This is a genomic window from Streptococcus mitis, assembly GCF_003942775.1.
In the GTDB taxonomy this organism is placed as follows: domain Bacteria; phylum Bacillota; class Bacilli; order Lactobacillales; family Streptococcaceae; genus Streptococcus; species Streptococcus mitis_CN.
In genome coordinates, this window is the sequence record NZ_RJNX01000004.1 from 129,248 (window position 1) to 149,606 (window position 20,359).

Annotated in this window: 5 protein-coding genes; all 5 read left to right on the top strand. The window is 37.8% G+C overall.

The annotated features are described in order from the left end of the window. Positions 1-89: 89 nt before the first annotated feature. Positions 90-8,639 carry a GEVED domain-containing protein gene (locus D8848_RS06975; RefSeq protein WP_125444076.1) on the top strand — a complete coding sequence of 2,850 codons (8,550 nt, stop codon included), beginning with the start codon at positions 90-92 and terminating at the stop codon, positions 8,637-8,639. A 596-nt stretch (positions 8,640-9,235) separates the two neighbouring features. Next, the gene (locus D8848_RS06980; RefSeq protein ID WP_125443914.1) at positions 9,236-17,308 is read left to right on the top strand and encodes a YSIRK-type signal peptide-containing protein; all 8,073 of its coding nucleotides are present in this window, start codon (positions 9,236-9,238) and stop codon (positions 17,306-17,308) included. A 565-nt stretch (positions 17,309-17,873) separates the two neighbouring features. Next, on the top strand, positions 17,874-18,632 hold the full coding sequence (locus D8848_RS06985) for a class I SAM-dependent methyltransferase (protein WP_125443916.1): 759 nt from the start codon (positions 17,874-17,876) through the stop codon (positions 18,630-18,632). An 85-nt stretch (positions 18,633-18,717) separates the two neighbouring features. Next, positions 18,718-19,230 (top strand): adenine phosphoribosyltransferase, encoded by a 513-nt coding sequence (locus tag D8848_RS06990; RefSeq protein WP_001049318.1) that lies wholly within the window; start codon positions 18,718-18,720, stop codon positions 19,228-19,230. 182 nt (positions 19,231-19,412) lie between these two features. After that, positions 19,413-20,357, top strand: a complete 945-nt coding sequence (gene metA / locus D8848_RS06995) for a homoserine O-acetyltransferase MetA (protein ID WP_120769910.1) — start codon at positions 19,413-19,415, stop codon at positions 20,355-20,357. Positions 20,358-20,359: the final 2 nt, after the last annotated feature.

Genomic DNA, 20,359 nt, shown 5'->3' on the forward strand with positions numbered 1-20,359 from the left:
AAAACATTGTTATGTCAAATATTTACAAATGCCGAAATTTTTTATTTTCAAGATATTAAAAAATGATATAGAAGGAGGTTGTTAGTCTCATGCAAGGCAAACAACAAAAAGATTTTAGAACAGAAAAGTACATTCGTTACGGTATTCGTAAGTACAGCTTTGGTGCAGCATCAGTAGCTATTGCTGCTGGTTTAATGTTCCTAGGTAACGGTGCGGTATCAGCAACGGAAGTGCAATCAGCTGAAATAGCTATTTCAACAGTTGCTCCTAGTCAAGATGATAAGGAGAATGAAAAGGCTGAGTCTAAAGCTGAAACAGTAGAAACTGAAAAAGTTGCAGAAGTGAAACCTGAAGTGAAAGTAGAAGAAGCTAAGAAAGTAAACAAGGCTATCCTTGAAGCAAGTATTGCTACTTTAGAGTCTAAACTTTCAACTGCTAAATATGCAGATGCTACAGTAGTAAGCTCAGCTAAGGAAGTATTGGAAACAGCTAAAGCAACTCTTGCAAAAGCAGATGCTAGTCAAGCCGATGTAGATACCCAAGCAGAAACTGTATCAGCTTTGAGCACAGTTGTAACTGAGTCAAATATTGCTGGTTTTGATAAGAAACAAGCAGCTGAAAAAGAAGCTGCAAAAGCTGAAGCAGAAAAAACTGCAACTCCAGTTGAAAAAGCTCTTTCAGTAGCTACAACAACTCTGACACAAGTATCGTCAGAAGCTGAAGTAACGAATAAATTGGCTGAAACTGAGCTTGCTCAGGCAGATGTCAAAGAAGAAAACAAGGCAGCAGTTACAGCAGCAGTCGCTAAAAACCAAGTAGTTCTTACTGAAACTAAGGCTCTTCTTGCTGATAAGAGTGTCACAAAAGAGCAAGTAGACGCTCAATTGGAACGCCTCAACGAATCAATCCTTGCAGTCTACAATGAATTGAAAAATGCAGGAATCGGTCGTGATGGTAAGTTTGCAGTAAACTTGGCAGATGCTCAAACAACAGCACTTAAAGATGCCTCTACTGAAACAGGTAAAAAATGGTTAGAAGATCATGGTTATTCTTCATTATCAGATATCAAAGTTAAAACGAAAGAAGATAACTTAAAAGAAATTAAAGACTTAAATGATCAAATCCAATGGTTAGACTTTGGAGATACAAGTGCGTGGACAAATCTAACGGCATCTAACCAACTTCAAATTGGTTCTACATATACAAAAGAATTGATTCCTGGTTATGTCGTTACAATGACGGTTAAAGAATTGAAACCATTTGAATCAACTGAAATATTCAAAAACCGTGTAGCTGGAACTGATTTAGAAAGTTCTTATCAACCGGATAAAGAAAATAAATTTAATCCAGAAAATGGAGCAACAGGACTTGGAGCGAATCCTCAAAATAGATATACTCACGTTGCTAATTCTGGTCTGACAACTGGTAAAGCTAAAACAACAATTGCAGGAACAAACCCTGCAGGACAACCTAAAAATGGTCAAGCGGCTGGAGTTAAATTCGATGTAACAGCGACTTATAATGGTAAACCTGTAAAACCTGGTATTGTTATGACATCTGGGGAAGATATCGGTACACTTGAGTCTGAAATTTATACAACTAATGGTACTCCATGGGACTTAGCTGCGATTGTTGGTTATAGTTCAAATAAAAATGCTTATGTTCCACTTGATAAATTTAAAGATATGAATGGTGGTAAAACTGCTATCCTTAAATGGCAAGATGAAAAATTCTATAATGCCTTAAATGGTGAAAAATTTGCTACACCTGATGCCGCTACTGCAGGTCTTGGTTCTCAAGTATTCGGTGGATATCGTAATAACGGTGGAGCAGGAACTCCAGTATTATCTACAGCAAATGTAAGTGAAGTAGGATTTTATATCATGTCTTCTGGACAACAGTCTTCTATGATCGGTATTAAGTTCTCAGATTTCGGAGATCTTCCAGAATCATATGGAATGGCTGAACACTACTTAAGAACTCAATCTATTGATTATGATACAAAGGCAATTAAACAAATTCAACAACCATTCTTAGGTAAAGTTAAAGCAGATATTGACTCTGCACCAGGTACAAGAGTACGTGGAATAGGTTCTGATGATGCAACAGAAACTGGAGATGAAGGTGTAGATCAATTAATTTCAGAAGAACATGTACACACAAACGTTGATACAGGAGCTCCAGAAGTTAAATTCATCCAAGGGCCAGATAATACTTATAAAGTAAAACTTTACGCTTCAGCAAATGGTAATGATAAGTACACAGATACAGTTGCACCAGCTTATGTGCGTGGATTTATCGACTTTAACGGAAATGGTAAATTTGATGAAGGTGAACAATCAGATACCGTACAAGTAAATGGAAATAACCAAATTGTAGAATTAACATTTAAGAATACTCAAGTAATTGATACTAGTAAAGATGTAGTAAACTTCCGTGTTCGTATCGCTAAAGACGAAGCTCAAGTAGAAAGACCAAATGGAATTGCATACTCTGGGGAAGTTGAAGATAACCAAATTCAAGTAGCTCACCCACCACGTGGAGATAAAGAAGAAACTACTGGTAAACAAGGTGAAACTCAATCAGTTGGTATCGAGTTTAGAACACGTCCATCAGGTGATGATGCATCTGACTTAGGTTCTAACAATGGTAAAACTACATTTAACTCATACGGTAAAATTCACTACACTGAACAAAGTAATGTAATTAGTGCAGAAACTACTAAGAAAGTTCAATCTGAAGGTGTAATGATCGTTAATCCAGATGGAACATTAACAAAAAATTACACTAAAGCAGGTCAAGGTACTTATACAGTAACAGATGATAAGATTACTTTCACTCCAGAAGCTAACTTCGTAGGTAAAGCTGATGGTATCGTACTACGTGCGGTAGACTCAAATGGTCAATCAAGTGGATGGACTGCATTAACAAGACAAAATGGACTTGAAAACATCAATGATGGAACTCACTCAGCAGGAGCTACAAAAACTATGGATGCTGTTTATATTCCAACAGTAACTCCAAAAGAAATTACTGCTGCCCCTGAAACATCAACAGATATTCAAGGTAAAGAACAGAAGAAAACACCAACATTTAAAACAGAAGGTGATTCTGAAACTGCTACAACAGTAACTCCAAGTGAAAAATATCCTGCGACTCTAATTGATCCAAAAACTGGAAATCCAGCAGACACAGTAACAGTAGATAGTGAAGGAACTTATACAATTAACCCAACAACAGGTGAAGTAACTTTCCAACCACTTCCAACATTTAAAGGAACTGCAACAGGTGTTGATGTAAGATTAACAGCACCAGTAGGTCAAAATAAAGACGGACAAGATGTAACAGCTACGGCAACTACAAAATACACTCCAACAGTAACTGCTGTAACGCCAACAGCTAAGCCATCAGACTCAGCAGGAGTACAAGGGGAAACTCAAAAAGGAACTCCTACATTTACAGAAGGAAATGCAGAAGTACCAATTAAAGAAAATTCTGTGAAATTATTAAATGCTGATGGAACAGAAGCAAATGGCCCAGTTGATGCTTTAGATGAAAAAGGAAATAAAGTAGGGGAATACACAGTAAACCCAGCAACAGGTGAAGTAACATTCACACCAACAGATAAAACTTACACTGGAAAAGTTGTACCAGCTAAAGTACAAGCAGAAGATAAAAACGGAACTAAAGTAAATACTACTTATACTCCACATATCGTAGGTGTAACACCTAGTGCAACTCCAGCTCAATCTTCGGGTATCCAAGGACAAACACAAGATGGAACTGTATCATTTGCACCTGGTGAAACAACAGTAGAAGGTGAGAAAAAATCAGTACCAATTAAAGCTAACTCAGCGGTTCTACTTGATGCTTCAGGTAACCCAGTAGCTCCTGGTACTCCAGTAGATGCTTTGGATCCAGATGGAAACAAAGTAGGTGAATACACAATTGACCCAGCTACTAACAAAGTAACATTTACACCAACGAATAAAGAATACAAAGGTAAAGTACAACCAGTTAAAGTACAAGCAGAAGACGAAAACGGAACTAAAGTTAATACAACTTACACTCCAAGTATCGTAGGTGTAACACCAACGGCAACTCCATCAGAAACAACTGATGTACAAGGTGTTGAACAATCGAAAGAAGTTACATTCAAACCTGGTAAAGCAACTGTTAACGGTATTGAAAAAGAAGTGCCAATCGATACTACTTCGTACAAATTATTAGATGAAAATGGGCAACCGGTAGAATCAGTACCAGCTAAAAACCCAGCAGGAGATGTTATCGGTACTTACACACTTAAAGTTGTAGACGGTAAAGTAACTGCGGTATTTACACCAACTGATAAAACATATGCAGGTGAAGTTGAACCAGTTACGATTCAAGCCAAAGATACAAATGGAACTCCAGTAACAACAACTTACACTCCAAGCATCACTCCAGTTGAGCCTACAGGAACTCCAAAATCTACTGAAGGTGTACAAGGACAACCTCAAGAAGGATCTCCAACATTTACACCAGGTAACGATAAAGTTCCTATGAAGATTGATGCTGAACAACCAGCTAAATTAATCGATCCAGCTACTGGACAACCAACTGATGCAACAACAATTCCAGCAAAAGACGCTAACGGAAAAGAAGTTGGTACGTATACAATTGATCCAGCAACAGGTAAAGTGATATTTACACCAAATAAAGACTTCGTAGGTACTCCAGTACCAGCAACAGTTCAAGCAAAAGATGCAAATGGAACTCCAACTACAGCTACTTATACACCAACTGTTAAACCAGTGACTCCTGTAGGTGTGAATACATTTACAGAAGATATTCAAGGTGCGCCTCAAAGTGGTAAACCAGAATTCAAGCCTGGTAAAACTACAATTGATGGTAAAGAAGTAGAAGTACCAATGGATGATAAAGTACCAGCAACATTCGAAGATGGTAAAACTGAAAAAGTTATTCCAGGAGAAGGAACTTATACAGTAGCTCCAGATGGAACTGTATCATTCAAACCAGACCCTCAATTCCATGGTAAAGGAACAACAATGACAGTTGTTCGTAAAGACCAAAATGGAACTCCAGTTACTGCAGAATACACAGCAGTAGTTAAACCAGCTACACCAGAAGGAACAGAAGTTCTAACTGCAGGTGTTCAAGGAAAAGTACAAAGTGGTAAACCAAACTTTGTTGGTGGTAAAGCAATCGTTAACGGTATTGAAAAAACTGTTGAAATCGATGAAACTAAACCAGCAACATTTGAAGATGGTTCAACAGAAAAAGTAATTCCAGGAGAAGGAAAATACACAGTAGCTGCAGACGGAACTGTAACATTTGAACCAGAAAAAGGCTTCGTTGGTAAAGGTACTGAATTAACTGTTAAACGTGTGGACAAAAATGGAACGCAAGCACTTGGTAAATACACAGCCGTAGTAATCGGTACAAAACCAACTGCAGAACCATCAGTAACTTCAGATATTCAAGGTCAAACTCAAAGCCAACCTGTTAAATTCAAAGGTGGGGTAGTTGAAGTTGAAAACCCAATGACGAAAGAAAAAACTGAAGAAACTGTAGGAATCGACCCAGATACTTACACATTATTAGATGATAAAGGTCAACCAGCTGAAAAAGTACCAGCTAAAGATACAAATGGTAAAGTAATTGGTGAATACACATTAACAAAAGAGCCTGGTAAAGACCCAGTTGCAGTATTCACTCCAACAGATAAATCTTACTCAGGAGAAGTTCAACCAGTAACGGTTCAAGCAAAAGATACAAATGGAACTCCAGTAACAACTACTTACACTCCAAATATTACGCCTGTTACCCCAACTGCTAAAGGAATAACTTCTGAAGGTGCACAAGGCCAAGAGCAAAGTGGAACTCCAACATTTACTGAAGGAAACACTAAGACTCCTATCGATCCTCAAGTACCAGCTAAATTAATCAATCCAGAAACTGGTGAACCAACTGACGAAACTTCAGTAGAAGTACCAGGAGAAGGAACTTACACAATTAACCCAAAAACTGGTGAAGTAACATTCAAACCAGAACCAAACTTCACAGGTAAAGCTGAAGGTGTTGAAGTTCAACGTAAAGATACAAACGGAACTCCAGCTACAGCTAAATACACACCAACTGTTAAACCAGTTACTCCAACATCAGATGACGTAATCTCTGAAGATGTACAAGGTGCTAAACAAACTGGAACTCCAGTATTTACAGCTGGTAAAACAACAGTTAATGGTCAAGAAGTAACTGTAGAAATCGACAAAACTGTTAAACCAACATTTGACGATGGAACAACAGAAAAAGTAGTACCAGGAGAAGGAACATATACAGTTGATGAAAATGGTGTAGTAACATTTACTCCAGAACTACAATTCACAGGTAAAGCTAGTGGAGTAACTGTTAAACGTGTGGATAAAAATGGAACAGAAGTAACTGCAAAATACACTCCAACTGTTAAACCAGTAACCCCAACTTCAGTTGATGAAGTAACTACTGATGTACAAGGTGCAACTCAAAAAGGTAAACCAGTTTTTGAAGCAGGTAAAACAACCATTAACGGTGTAGAAAAAACTGTAGAACTTGATGATACTAAACCAGCTACATTTGAAGATGGTTCAACTACAAAAGTTGTACCAGGAGAAGGAACTTACACAGTAGCTCCAGACGGAACTGTAACATTTACTCCTGAAAAGACCTTTACAGGTAAAGCTAGCGGAGTAACGGTTAAACGTGTGGACAAAAACGGAACACCAGTTACAGCGAAATACACTCCAGTAGTATTACCAGTAACTCCAAGTTCTAAAGATGTAACATCAATCGGTGATAAAGGTCAACCTCAATCAGAAACACCAGTATTTACACCAGGAACCACTAAAGTAAATGGTAAAACTGTAATAGTAGAGATTGATGACAAAGTAGCTCCAACATTCGAAGATGGAACAACTGAGAAGAAAGTACCAGGAGAAGGAACTTACACAATCGATGCGAACGGTAAAGTAACATTCGCTCCAGAGCCAAACTTCGTAGGAAAAGCGAAAGGTGTAACTGTGAAACGTGTAGATAAGAATGGAACACCAGTAACAGCTACTTACACTCCAACAGTATTAGGTAAAACAACTACGAAAGATGTAGTATCAGAAGGTGCTAAAAACACTCCACAATCAAATACTCCAGAATTCAAAGGTGATGTAGATACAAAAGTTCCAGCTAAATTAGTAGATCCAGAAACTGGAGAACCAACTGATGAACCAGTAGTAGTACCAGGAGAAGGAACATACACAATCGATGGAAATGGTAAAGTGACATTCACTCCAGAAGAAGGATTCGTAGGAACAGCAACACCTGTAGAAGTAGCTCGTAAAGATAAAAACGGAAGAACAGTTAGAGCTTCTTACACACCAACTGTACGTCCTGACACTAAATTTGTAGTCATAGGAAAAGATGGTGCAGAAACAGAACTTATCCCATCTAAAGATGGTAAAAAACCATCAGAAGCAATTCCAGGATACAAACTTGTTAAAACTGAAACGGATGAAAAAGGGAATACGAAACACATCTACGAACCAGTAACAACTAAACACGTAGATAGAAATGGAAACCCAATTCCAGGAACAGAAACAGAAGAAGGAACAACTCCAGCAAAAACTTCAAAAGAAGTTCCAGGATACAAAGTAGTAGAAACTCGTAAACTTCCAAATGGAGATACAGAATATGTTTACGAAAAAGTAACTACATCATTCGTAGATTCAGAAGGACACGTAATCGAAGGAACAACAACTGAGGAGGGAACAACGCCTAAGAAAGATATCCCAGGCTATAAATTTGTAGAAACTAGAACTACTGAAGACGGAGATACAGAACACGTTTACGAAAAAGTAACTACAACATTCAAAGATAAAGATGGAAATGTAATTCCAGGAACAACAACTGAAGACGGTGAACAACCTAAGAAAGATATTCCAGGTTACCGCTTCGTAGAGACTAAGAAACTTCCAAATGGCGATGTAGAACACGTTTATGAGAAAGTTAAGACAAGTTACAAGGATAAAGACGGAAACGAAATTCCAAACTATCCAACAGAAGACGGCGAACAACCTAAGAAAGATATCCCAGGTTATCGTTTCGTAGAAACTAAGAAACTTCCAAATGGTGATGTGGAGCATGTCTACGAAAAAGTAACAACTCCAGCACCAACTCCATCAGTAAATCCATATAATCCAACACCAATTACAGAAAAAGTGTTAACAACATTTGTAGATGAAAATGGTGAATTGATTATTCCTGATGAAAATGGTTCACATCCACGTAAATCATTAGAAGGCTATGAGTTAGTTCGTACAGAAACAGATGCGAATGGAAATGTTCGCAATGTTTACCGTAAGGTGCAATCTCAAACACCAGTACAACCAGTTGAGCCAGCTACTCCAGCAATGCCTGAACAGCCAGCTAAACCTCAAGTACCGGCTACTCCAGCACAACCAGTACAAGCAACAGCAGTGAAAGAAGCTGAAGGTAAGCGTGAATTGCCAAATACTGGTACAGAAGACCATGCTAACCTTGCAGCACTTGGACTTCTCGGAGTATTGAGTGGATTTGGTCTTGTAGCTCGCAAGAAGAAAGAAGATTAAGTGAAACAATTTCTAATTAGCTAATCTAATCCGCATCAAATAGAAAACCGATGATTTATTTCATCGGTTTTTTGGCTCTTAGCTAACTTTAAATGAAAATTTTTAACAGCTAAATCAGAAATTCTAAATGAATTTAGTTGAGATTGGTATTCAATATACTTTTAAATATTGAAATACAGATGATAAAATATTTTTGAAAAAAATCAAACGGATTTAATTAATAAATATACAAAAATAAAATATATAGAAATGAAAATCAATTCAAAATAATATACGTTTATACAATGTCGGCGGATTCAAAAATGTGTTGAAATCTCAAAAAATAGTGGAAAAAGTTAAAAAATGTTGATTTTTTTATATAATTCAGACAATTTTTACTATTTTTTAGAGAATGACATAGATAAAAATTGAAATTTTCATGTTATTTTCAAGCGAATAAATTGAATATATCCAGCTAGTGTGATAGAATGAATATACATGTTTCGGAAAAATATAGTACTTGAGGCAATTCCTTCATTTATAAATGAAATGAAGGGGTTTTGGTTTTTACTATATCTATAAACATGATATAAAACAAAAGGAGGTTGTTAGTCTCGATGAAAGGCAAGCAACAACAAGATTTTAGAGTAGAAAAATACATCCGTTATGGGATTCGTAAATATAGCTTTGGAGCAGCATCGGTAGCTATTGCAGCTGGTTTGATGTTTCTTGGAAATGGTGCAGTATTAGCCTCAGAAACAGCGGTAAATGGAAACATTTCTGATGTGGCAGTAGTATCACCTAATGCTGAAGAGAACGGAGAAACGGCTAAAGTAGAAACTGCGAAGGAAGTAAAAGTAGAAGAAGCTAAACCTGAAGTAGTGACTCCTAAAGTAGAAGAGTCTAAAAAGGAAGATGCACTAAAAACTGCTGAAGCAGTTACAAAAGAAGAAGTTGCTCCTAAACTAGACAAGTCTCAACTTGAGTCTTATGTGAATGAAGTAGCTGGGAAACTCGCTGCTGGAAAATATGCAAACAAGACAGACGAAAGTTTGGCTCTTTTGAGTGCTGACTTGGAGTCAGCTAAGGCAGCTCTTTCAAGTGCTACAAGTCAAGATGAGTTAAAAGCTGCTTACAACAAACTTGTAACGACTGTAAACTCAAAACTAAAAAATAAACCAGTTGAGAAAAAAGAAACTCCAGCAGTTGACACTACAAATGGTAAAGAAACTGTAGGGAAGAAAACAGAAAATACTGAGAAAAAGTCTGATTCAAACGCTATCGAAAATACAGGCTCAAAAGATGAACGTAATGGAAAAGAAATCGAAAAAGGATCTAACTTACGTTCTGCAAATGAAGGATATACATATTCTTCAACAGAATTAAGAAAGAAAAATGGGGAGTTTGCTACAGCGACAGGTAAATCTTACTATGAACTTGATGGCAACTCAACATACCGTATTTATGTTCATGGATATCAATCTGAGAATACAGAACAACCAGAAGCTGTGAACTCAGTTGCTGGTAAAAATGGTCGTACGGATATTCCATTATCTAGAGAAGAAGCACAAAAATTAGGTGAAGAAGCTGAACTATGGAAAGGTAAATTACGTCCGACAGGAAGTACTATAGTAGGTACATTAGATCAAAATGCACAGTATGGATCTAATGGAGCATATGAATTCCTTGCAACAGAAATTTATGGATATACTTATGAACAAGGAAATCACTACATTTATGTAACTGATGTAAAGAAACGTTTTAGTCTTTCTGATGCCGCTACTGCAGCAGGATATAAGATTACAAATATTGAATTAACTAACTTAATCCCGGGTGCTGCTTATAATGAAAAAGCGGATACAATTGAAGGATATGTATCATCAAGCATTCAAAATGGTGTATACGATATGCGTTATAAAGTAACTGTGTCAAAACCAGATGGAACAACACAAGTAATGGATTTCCAAAACTTACGTTCAGGATGGATGGGCTGGCAAGATACAACTGCACCATTAATTCAAGGTTCATCTAAATTAGTCACTATTGGAGATGAAGTAAGTCATGATATTAAGTATGTTGATAATGATGCGATGACACGTGATGATGCTACTAACTATACAGTTAACGGTGAACGAGTAATCGCTGGTGCAAAAACAGTAAATAAAGGGATTTATAATGCTACTTTTACTGCTAAAGATGGATCAACATTAACAACTATGAATGGACCACGTCCAGTTACAGCTCACACAACTGTAAATGGTACTTATGCAAAAAATGGAGAAAAAACTTCTATTAATGATGTAGTACCTGGATTAGATTATACTCCACAAACGGGACTAATTACAGGGACAGCAACGGAATCTGGAATTTTCACAGCGGCTGTTTTAGCAAAAGACTATAATAATGCTACAATTGCAGGTAATTCAAATCAATGGAATATGAATGGTCAAGAAGCGCATGAAAATATTACGATTGCGGTAGCTCCTAAGATTACAGTTAAGAATGTTGAAGCTTATGCAACAACTGTACCTGTAACGATTTCAAAAGGTGCAAATACTGCGGAAATTACAATGCCAGATGGAACAGTGACGAAACTTGTAGTTAAAGATGGCAATTGGACAGTAGCTGCAGGTACTACAAATGCAGCAGTACAAGAAGGAGCAGTACTAGCAGCGGCATCAACTTCAGGAGATTCAACCATTAATTTAGCAGTAACTCCAGAATCCACAAAATACGTAGGTGTAGATAGTATTGCAGCGAAAGCAACTACAGATAGAGTGCATGCTAATTTACAACGTGAAGTATATACTGTTAAAGGGGTAAATAATAAAGAATATACAGCTACATTTAACAGTGCTACTGGTAAATATAATTTACCAACTGAGGATGCGTATCAATTAGTAGACAATGGCAATGGAACTTCTACATTAACTGAAAGACGTGTGTATACTGATGTGAAAGCAAACGGAGATATTGATTACATCGTATATGAATTCACTCGTACATGGAGTGCAACTTCTAATGCAGCTAACTTAGTAGATAAGATTGCTGAAATTCGTGAAAAAGGAAAAGTTACAGAAGTAGGAGATGTTACTCGTACAATTACAAATGTTCCGAAAATGCAAGTAGCCAATGCTCAAGGTACTATTGTAACTGTAAATTATGATTCAGTATCTAAACAATGGACAGCATCTGATGGTTCGACCGTTACAGCTACTGAATCAAACGCAGGATGGAAACTTGAAACGACTTCTGGTTTCAAAGGGTATGTATCATACCGTGAAGCATCTTCTACAGATGTAGCATCAATTCAAAATGCTAAACCAACAGGAACTTCAACAAGTTATTCAGAATCAAAAGGTACATCAGTAAAATTAATTAAATCTACCAAAGCAAATGTAGCATTCGCAGATACAATCGATGATAAAACATCAGTAACAGATTCAGATACGATTAAAACAAAAGTAACAGCAACTGCACCAGACGGTACAGTAACTACTTTTGACGGAGCTCAAGCAGAAGAAACAGCTTATATTCAAGCTCAACGTACAGCTGCAGAAAAATCACAACTAGCAGCAAATGCTATTAAAGATGCACATACAGCTGCTAATGAATTAGCAAATCTACAAGAATTATTAGATCGTCAAACTAGTATTGAAGAAGATGCTAAAAAAGCATTAGATAATCTTAAATTACGTTCTATTTCTCCAACAGCTCAAGCTTTAGCTGAAGAAAAACTTGAAAGAGTTAGAGAATACAAAGCTTCACTTCAAGCTGAGTTGGAAAAAGCTAAAACTAAGTTAGATACACTGAAAACTACTGAGACTACATCCCGTGATGAAGCTGTTGCGGCTGAAAAAGCTGTAGAAACAGCACGTACAGCTCTTAAAACAGCTGCAGAAGCAAATTTGGCTCGAGCTAATGCTTATGTATTATCTCAAAAAGGGCGTTACAAAGTAACAGCGAGAGCAGTAGACTCAAACGGTGTTGTAACAACTCCAACAGTAGATGGAACAGAGTCTGGTGAAGTTACAGAAGATGCAGTAGCAGAAACAACTTACTACATCGTAGTAACAGATCCAGAGAAATCATCAGGAGCTCAAGGTCAAAAACAAATTGACTCAATTGCAGATAATTTCAATGATGGAAAAGAAGGAACTACAGTATCAGATTTCAAACTAGTAGATCCAACGACAGGAAATAAAGTTGCTTCTGTAACAACTAAAGAAGGAACTTACACAGTCGATTCAACAACAGGAGAAGTAAGTTTCACTCCAGCAGAAGGCTTTGTAGGAACAGCTACACCGATAAAAGTTTCAGCAAATGTAACATTCAATGATGAGTCAGGAAATCCAGTAACAGTAGCGACAGAAAATACATATACACCAACTGTATATGGAGTTCAACCATCAAAAGATGAAACTACAGGAAAGCAGGGTCAAACTCAAACATCTAAATCAGGAAAAGATCGCTTCTCTGAGTTAAATACAGCAACAAACACTCTAGATGGAACAAATGTAGACTGGACAACAGCAGCATACTCTCTAGAAGGAGCTAATGAAAAAGGCAAAGTGGTAGTTGAAGGAGAAGGAACATACTCAATCGATCCAACAACAGGTGTAGTAAGATTCGAACCACTTCCAACATTTACAGGAGAAGGTAAAGGTGTTAATGTACAAGTATCAGTAACAGCGACTGATTCAGAAGGAAATAAAGTTCCAGTTACTTCAAAAGGTAAATATACACCAACAGTAACACCAGTAACCCCAACAGCAGCACCATCTACTTCAACTGGTGTTCAAGGTGAAATTCAAAAAGGAACACCAACATTTACAGAAGGAAATACAGAAGTACCAATTAAAGAAAACTCTGTAAAACTTCTCAATGCAGATGGAACAGAAGCAAATGGACCAGTAGATGCTTTAGATGAAAAAGGTAATAAGGTTGGTGAATACACTGTTAACCCAGCGACAGGAGAAGTAACCTTCAAACCAACAGACAAATCTTACACTGGACCAGTACAAGCAGCTAAAGTTCAAGCTGAAGATAAGAATGGAACAAAAGTTTCAACAACATACACTCCAAATATCGTAGGAGTAACACCAACAGCAACTCCAGATGAATCAGCAGGAGTACAAGGTGAAACACAAGAAGGAACAGTATCATTTGCACCAGGTGAAACAACAATTGGTGGTGAGAAGAAATCAGTTCCAATCAAAGCAAACTCAGCTAAATTGTTGAATGCAGATGGAACAGAAGCAAATGGGCCAGTCGATGCATTAGATGAGAATGGTAAAAAGGTTGGTGAATACACAATTGATCCAGCTACTAACAAAGTAACCTTCACACCAACTAATAAGACTTATGTTGGTAAGGTTCAACCAGCTAAAGTTCAAGCTGAAGACGAAAATGGAACAAAAGTTTCGACAACTTATACCCCAACAATTGTAGGAGTAACTCCAACATCTACGCCAGCTACAACAACAGATGTACAAGGTAAAACTCAAGAAAGCACAGTTTCATTTGAAGCTGGTAAGACAACGATTGACGGTAAAGAGAAATCTGTAAAAATCGATCCAGATACTTACACACTTCTAGATGAAGATGGAAAACCAGCTAAAGAGGTACCAGCTAAAGATCCAGAAGGAAACGTAATTGGCAAATATACTCTTAAAACTGTAGATGGAAAAGCTGTTGCAGTATTCGAGCCAACAGATAAAACATATTCAGGAGATGTACAACCAGTACGCGTTCAAGCTAAAGATAAAAATGGAACAGCTGTAGAAACAACTTACACACCGAAGATTACTCCTGTAACACCAACAGCAGAAGCAGCTAAATCAGAAGCTATCCAAGGTGACACTCAAAAAGGAACACCTTCATTCGTTCCTGGAGACAACATTGCTCCAATTAAAGAGAATTCATACAAACTTCTAGATAAAGAAGGAAATGAAGTTCCAGCAGGACAAACAACTCCAGCTTATGCTGAAGACGGAGTAACGCCAGTAGGTACTTACTCAATCGATCCAGCAACAGGAGAAGTAACCTTCACACCAACAGATAAATCATACACTGGTAAAGTAACACCAGCTAATGTTCAAGCAGAAGACACAAATGGGACTAAAGTTTCAACAACTTATACTCCATCAATCATTCCTGCCCAACCAGAAGCAGAACCAGTTAAAACTGTAGATGTTCAAGGTGCAACTCAAACAGGCAAACCAGAATTCCAAGGCGGAACAGCTATGGTTAACGGTGAAGAGAAAACTGTAGAAATGGACGATACAGTACCAGCTAAATTGGTAGATCCTAAGACTGGAGATAAAGTAGATTCATTAACTGTTGAAGGCGAAGGAACATACACAGTAGCTCCAGACGGCACAGTAACCTTCAAGCCAGAACCAAAATTCACAGGTGTAGCTAAAGGTGTTGAAGTAGTTCGTCAAGATAAGAACGGAACTCCAGCTAAAGCAACCTACACACCAGAAGTTAAACCAGTAACACCAACTGGAACAGACGCTGTAACAGAAGATGTTCAAGGTTCAACTCAAACAGATAAACCTGAATTCAAGGGTGGAACAGTAACAATCGATGGTGAAGAGAAAAAGGTTGATATCAATGAAGATAAACCAGCTAAATTGGTTGATCCAAAAACAGGAAATCCAGTTGATTCAGTAACCATCGAAGGCGAAGGAACATACACAGTAGCTCCTGACGGAACAGTTACCTTTACACCAGCGAAGAACTTCACAGGTAAGGGAACTGGTGTCACAGTTCAACGCGAAGATAAGAACGGCACACCAGTAACAGCTAAGTACACACCAGTTGTAAAACCAGCAACACCAACAAGTTCAGATGTTATCACTACAAATGTTCAAGGTGTAATTCAAGAAGGAACACCAACATTTGAAGGTGGAAAAGTAACTGTAAACGGTAAAGAAAAAACTGTTGAAATCGATGAAACTGTAAAACCAACATTTGACGATGGCACAACTGAGAAGAAAGTACCAGGCGAAGGAACTTACACAATCGACGAGAACGGTAAAGTAACCTTCACACCAGAGAAAACATTCACTGGTCAAGCAACAGGTGTAACAGTTAAACGTGTTGACAAAAATGGAACACCAATCACAGCTAAGTACACTCCAGTAGTCGTTCCAGTAACTCCAACCTCAAAAGATTCTGAATCAGAAGGTCCTAAAGGACAAACTCAATCAGGAACACCAATATTTGAAGGTGGTAAAGTTACAATCAACGGTAAGGAAGTTCCAGTTGAAATCGATGAAACTGTTAAACCAACATTTGACGATGGCACAACTGAGAAGAAAGTACCAGGTGAAGGAACATACACGATCGATGAAAACGGTAAAGTAACCTTCACACCAGAACCTGACTTCGTAGGAAAAGCTAAAGGTGTAACAGTTAAACGTGTAGATAAGAACGGTACACCAGTAACAGCTAAGTACACTCCAACAGTACATCCAGATACTTCACATGTTGATAAAGACGGTAACCCTCTTTCACCAACAGAAGACGGAACTAAACCATCTAAAGATATCCCAGGATATAAAGTAGTTAAAACTGAAATCGACGAAAAAGGAAATACAAAACATATCTATGAAAAAGTGACAACAACTCACAAAGATAAAGATGGTAATGTAATTCCAGGAACAACTACTGAGGAAGGTACAACTCCTAAGAAAGATATTCCAGGTTACCGCTTCGTAGAGACTAAGAAACTTCCAAACGGCGATACAGAGCACATTTATGAGAAAGTTAAGACAAGTCACAAGGATAAAGACGGAAACGAAATTCCAAACTATCCAACAGAAGACGGCGAACAACCTAAGAAAGATATCCCAGGTTACCGCTTCGTAGAGACTAAGAAACTTCCAAATGGCGATATCGAACACGTTTATGAGAAAGTTAAGACAAGTCACAAGGATAAAGACGGAAACGAAATTCCAAACTATCCAACAGAAGACGGCGAACAACCTAAGAAAGATATCCCAGGTTACCGCTTCGTAGAGACTAAGAAACTTCCAAATGGCGATGTAGAACACGTTTATGAGAAAGTTAAGACAAGTCATAAGGATAAAGACGGAAATGAAATTCCAAACTATCCAACAGAAGATGGCGAACAACCTAAGAAAGATATCCCAGGTTACCGCTTCGTAGAGACTAAGAAACTTCCAAATGGTGACATCGAACATGTCTACGAAAAAGTAACACCACCAGCTCCAACACCTTCACCAGTTCCTCAACCAAATCCAGGTAAGCAAAACACAACTACTTGGACTGATGAGAATGGAAATCCATTGAAACCAACTGAGCCAGGTTCTAAAGAACCAGGAACAATTCCAGGTTACGAATATGTGAAGACAGTGACAGATCCAAATGGAAATATCAGACATATCTTCAGAAAAGTTCAAACACCAACTCCAGTTGATCCAACTCAACCAGTACAACCAGTTGAGCCAGCAACTCCAGCAATGCCTGAACAGCCAGCTAAACCTCAAGTACCGGTTACTCCAGCACAACCAGTAGAGCCAGCAGCAGTGAAAGAAGCTGAAGGTAAACGCGAATTGCCAAATACTGGTACAGAAGACCATGCTAGTCTTGCAGCACTTGGACTTCTCGGAGTATTGAGCGGATTTGGTCTTGTAGCTCGCAAGAAGAAAGAAGACTAAGCTTTCTATTTGATATGATTTGTTTGGAATGAACAGATTATCCTTAAAGCTGATGAATCGAATGATTCATCAGCTTTTTGGCTATTTTGACTAGGAGAGGGTGACATAGTAAACAGCGAAATCAGGCTCTTAGAGAGGAAATAATGATGGCTCTTTGTCAACTGTAGTGGGTTGAAGAAAAGCTAAAATCTAGAAAGGACAAATTTCGTCCTTTCTTTTTTTGAGTATAACATCCATGTCGTTCATCTGAGATGTAAGTACTCCGTGGTTACCATCTACTAGCGAACCTATATGAGTAAACTACGTGAGCAATTGATACTCTTCAAAAATCAAATTCAAACACGTCAGCGTCGGCTTGTCGTACTCAAGTACTGCCTGCGCCTAGCTTTCTAGTTTGCTATTTGATTTTTATTGAGTATGAATTCGAACTAGAGAGGTGATTAATAGATTTATGCTATAGTCATGGCAGCTTGTATGCTTTTGATTCTAGTTTATCAAATAATAGATTAGAATTGTCAGATAATATCATTTTATGTTATAATGAAGAAAAAACAGAGGTGTTCAAATGTCAGAAGCAGGTCATAAGTTTTTAGCAAAATTGGGGAAAAAACGCTTACGTCCAGGTGGAAAACGTGCCACAGATTGGTTAATTGCAGAAGGAGGATTTTCAAAAGAAAAGAGAATACTAGAGGTTGCGTGTAATAGGGGAACTACAGCAATTGAGTTGGCACAGCGTTTTGGTTGTAAGATAACTGCTGTTGATATGGATGCTCAAGCTTTAGAAGTGGCTAAAAAATCTGCTGAAACGGCAGGTGTTGGTCATTTAATCAGTTTTGAAAGAGCAAATGCAATGAAACTTCCTTATGAAGATGCTAGTTTTGATATTGTTATAAATGAAGCTATGCTTACTATGCAAGCCGATCAAGCTAAGAAAAAATGTGTAATGGAATATCTAAGGGTTTTAAAACCTGAAGGTCTTCTCTTGACACATGATGTGCTTCTTAAGGAAGCTAAAGAGTCTGTCAGACAGGAACTGTCACAAGCAATTCATGTAAATGTAGGTCCTTTAACTCAAGGTGGTTGGGAAGAGGTGATGATAGAATCAGGTTATCGTGATGTGAAAGTATTGACTGGTGAAATGACATTAATGAAATTATCAGGTATGATTTATGACGAAGGTTGGCTAGGAACTTTGAAAATTTGTGTAAATGCTTGTAAAAAGGAGAATAGAAAGCAGTTTTTAACTATGTATAAAATGTTTAATAAGAATAAAAAGAACTTGGGCTTTATTGCTATGGCTAGTCATAAATCATCAAATCGTTAGATAATTATTGAAGTTAACTTTTCCTTTTTTCTTTCTTAAAAAATATGCTATAATAGAGAGTAAAAACTTTGAAAGAAAGAAAAAGATGAATTTAAAAGATTATATTGCAACAATTGAAAATTATCCTAAGGAAGGCATCACCTTCCGTGATATTAGTCCTTTGATGGCTGATGGAAATGCCTATAGCTATGCTGTTCGTGAAATTGTTCAGTATGCTACTGACAAGAAAATCGACATGATTGTAGGGCCTGAAGCTCGTGGTTTTATCGTGGGCTGTCCAGTTGCCTTTGAGTTGGGAATTGGTTTCGCGCCTGTTCGTAAGCCAGGTAAATTGCCACGCGAAGTTATTTCTGCTGACTATGAAAAAGAGTACGGTGTTGATACCTTGACTATGCACGCGGATGCCATCAAGCCAGGTCAACGTGTTCTTATCGTAGATGATCTCTTGGCAACAGGTGGAACTGTTAAGGCAACTATCGAAATGATTGAAAAGCTTGGTGGTGTTGTAGCAGGTTGTGCCTTCCTTGTTGAATTGGATGAATTAAACGGCCGTGAAAAAATCGGTGACTACGACTACAAAGTTTTGATGCATTATTAATGAAAAACAGTCCCTAGGGCTGTTTTCTCTACATTAGGATATAAAAATAGACTATAGCTAGTTAGAGAAAAACTATAATTGAAAACTATATCTTCTTGCAGTATAATAAAAGGACTAGGTGTTTGAGATTTGGCTTCAAACATATGCAATTATTCCTGAAAGAGTACAGTTAGGAGAGGGTTATGCCGATTCGAATTGATAAAAAATTACCAGCTGTTGAGATTTTACGGACAGAGAACATCTTTGTCATGGATGATCAACGTGCGGCCCACCAAGATATCCGTCCTTTGAAGATTTTAATCTTAAATCTTATGCCACAAAAAATGGTCACAGAGACCCAGTTGTTGCGCCATTTGGCCAATACACCCCTGCAACTGGATATTGATTTTCTCTATATGGAAAGCCACCGTTCTAAGACAACTCGTTCAGAGCACATGGAGACTTTTTATAAAACTTTTCCTGAAGTTAAGGACGAGTATTTTGATGGGATGATTATCACAGGTGCTCCAGTTGAGCATTTACCATTTGAGGAAGTGGACTATTGGGAGGAGTTCAGTCAGGTAATCGAGTGGTCCAAGACCCATGTCTATTCGACCCTTCATATCTGTTGGGGTGCTCAGGCTGGTCTTTATCTGCGCTATGGAGTGGAAAAATACCAGATGGACAGTAAGTTATCGGGTATTTATCCTCAGGACACCTTAAAGGAAGGTCACCTTCTCTTTAGAGGCTTTGACGATAGCTATGTATCCCCTCATTCACGGCACACGGAGATTTCTAAGGAAGAAATCTTAAATAAAACCAATCTTGAGATTTTATCAGAAGGTCCTCAGGTTGGGGTTTCGATTTTGGCCAGTCGAGATTTGCGTGAAATTTATAGTTTTGGTCATTTGGAATATGATCGTGATACCTTGGCAAATGAATATTTCCGAGATCGTGATGCAGGTTTGGATCCTCATATTCCAGAAAATTACTTTAAGGATGATGATGTTAATCAGACCCCATGTCTTTGTTGGTCTTCATCAGCAGCCCTCTTTTTCAGTAACTGGGTAAATTATGCAGTCTATCAGGAAACCCCTTTTGACTGGAGAAAAATAGAAGATGATGCTTCTGCATTTGGGTATTTATAAGA

Coding starts and splice junctions, on each gene's coding strand:
- D8848_RS06985 (WP_125443916.1), top strand. CDS start 17,874: ATGTCAGAAGCAGGTCATAAGTTTTTAGCAAAATTGGGGAAAAAACGC.
- D8848_RS06980 (WP_125443914.1), top strand. CDS start 9,236: ATGAAAGGCAAGCAACAACAAGATTTTAGAGTAGAAAAATACATCCGT.
- metA (WP_120769910.1), top strand. CDS start 19,413: ATGCCGATTCGAATTGATAAAAAATTACCAGCTGTTGAGATTTTACGG.
- D8848_RS06975 (WP_125444076.1), top strand. CDS start 90: ATGCAAGGCAAACAACAAAAAGATTTTAGAACAGAAAAGTACATTCGT.
- D8848_RS06990 (WP_001049318.1), top strand. CDS start 18,718: ATGAATTTAAAAGATTATATTGCAACAATTGAAAATTATCCTAAGGAA.